Source organism: Marinobacterium sp. xm-g-48, assembly GCF_013282925.1.
Lineage (GTDB): Bacteria > Pseudomonadota > Gammaproteobacteria > Pseudomonadales > Balneatricaceae > Marinobacterium_E.
Genome location: NZ_WBYQ01000020.1, coordinates 1 through 1,278, shown reverse-complemented (window position 1 = coordinate 1,278; position 1,278 = coordinate 1). Strand labels below are relative to the sequence as shown.

Annotated in this window: 1 protein-coding gene; it reads left to right on the top strand. The window is 55.9% G+C overall.

Annotated features, from left to right (window positions below; genetic code table 11):
* The first annotated feature begins 83 nt into the window (after positions 1-83).
* Positions 84-1,121, top strand: a complete 1,038-nt coding sequence (locus XMG48_RS11930; RefSeq protein ID WP_173482300.1) for an IS5 family transposase — start codon at positions 84-86, stop codon at positions 1,119-1,121.
* The last annotated feature ends 157 nt before the right edge of the window (positions 1,122-1,278 follow it).

Sequence of the window (1,278 nt, the reverse complement as noted above, 5' to 3'; positions counted from 1 at the left end):
GGGCACCTCGAAAAACCTCCCTCACAGCACCGGTAGCCCTGTGATAGCATCAAGCAACCACTAACACCCGATAGATCAGTACCATGAAGAAGCGTAGCGCAATCAAAAACGACCTCTTTGCCAGCGAACATCACCGTGAAAAGATCGACCGGATCGGCGATCCTCTGGCTGAGATTGAGCAGCACATCAACTTCTCCGCACTGGCCGCTGAAGTTGACTGCATCGCGCCTCGAGTCGAAAGCACTCAGGGTGGGCGACCACCGTACCCGACTGAAACCATGGTGCGCATCCTGGTACTCAAGCGCCTCTATAACCTGTCGGATGAACAGATGGAGTACCAGCTGCTGGACCGAATGAGCTATCAGCGCTTCTGCGGGCTGACCCAAGCCATCAATATTCCGGATCGCACCACGATTTGGCACTTTGAAAATCGCATCGGTGAAGCCGGTGCCCAGGCCCTGTTCGATGGTGTATCGGCGCAACTGTTCAAGCAGGGCTTCATCGCCCGTGGTGGCCAGATCATTGATGCTACTCTGGTGCCAGCGCCCAAGCAGCATAACCGACGCAGTGACAAAGAGCTGCTGGATCAAAATGCCATGCCAGCGGACTGGAAGCCCGCTAAACGGCGGCAGAAGGATACCGATGCCAGCTGGACCAAGAAGCACGGAAAGAGCCATTTTGGCTACAAACTGTCAATCAACGTCGATGCCAAGTACAAGGTGATCCGGCGTTTTCAGTGTGACACTGCCAAAGTGCATGACAGCCAACATTTCGAGGCTGTTCTTGATCGGCACAACACCAGTCAGGACGTCTATGCCGATCGCGGTTACCCCTCGACCGAGCGAGAAGCCTGGCTGAAAGAGCACGGCTATCGCAACCATATTCAGCGCAAAGGCCACCGCCAGAAACCGTTATCGGAGTGCCAGCAACGACGCAATAAGCGGATTGCCAAAACCCGTGCCCGTGTCGAGCATGTGTTCGCCAGCGTCGATCAGATGGGTGGCAAGTTGATCCGCACAGTGGGTCAAGCGAGGGCCAACTTTGCGATGACCATGATGGCTGCCTGCTATAACCTGAAGCGGCTGGTGTACTTCCAGCGGGCCGGGATTAAGGCGTTTTGAGCCGTTGGTGGTGGTTCGGTGTGCCTCATGGGCACACAGAGACCTCCGCTGCAGGTCCAGAGGGCCCCAAAACGAGACGTAATCGATTAAAACTGGAGTCTTGCGGTTAGCTCAGCCCGTTCGGCAACGTATAAGCCGGGTTTTTCGAGGTGCCCTG

Coding starts and splice junctions, on each gene's coding strand:
- XMG48_RS11930 (WP_173482300.1), top strand. CDS start 84: ATGAAGAAGCGTAGCGCAATCAAAAACGACCTCTTTGCCAGCGAACAT.